This is a genomic window from Aromatoleum evansii, assembly GCF_012910805.1.
In the GTDB taxonomy this organism is placed as follows: Bacteria; Pseudomonadota; Gammaproteobacteria; order Burkholderiales; family Rhodocyclaceae; genus Aromatoleum; species Aromatoleum evansii.
On record NZ_WTVK01000238.1, the window covers coordinates 1 to 435 of the forward strand.

A 435-nucleotide genomic window follows, 5' to 3' on the forward strand; every position below is an offset into this window, starting at 1 on the left:
CGCATAGCTCGAGGGCAGCAGCGTGTAGGTGCCCGCAGGCAACCCCGGCACGCCCGTGGACAGCGTGATCTGCTGGCCGATCGCAGGATCGCCTGCGCCATTGCTCGCGATCGCCGGAGCATAGTTCGCCGCGTAACCAGGCAGGATGGCGTAGACCTTGTTGCCGGTCGCACTGTAATTGTTGATCGGGTTGGCGTTGACGAGTACCGTCTTCAGCACATCGACCGAGCCACCCCGGCCGGAGATGAAACCCGCGCCGGTCAGCGTGCCGCCGCCGGTCAGATCGACCACGGCTCCGGCCTCACCCACGAACGATGTGGCACCGATCGAAACGCCGCTCGCGATCTTTGTATTGCCCGAAGTATCGACAATCGAGGCGCTCGCCAGATTGAGCAAGGTGCCGTCCGCACCTTGATAGGTGATGCCGTCCGAAGT

General features: G+C 63.7%; 1 protein-coding gene. It reads right to left on the minus strand.

Annotated elements, in window-relative coordinates:
• Window positions 1-435, minus strand: a 435-nt coding sequence (locus GO615_RS28105; protein WP_169133097.1) for a hypothetical protein, incomplete at both ends; no start/stop codon positions are given.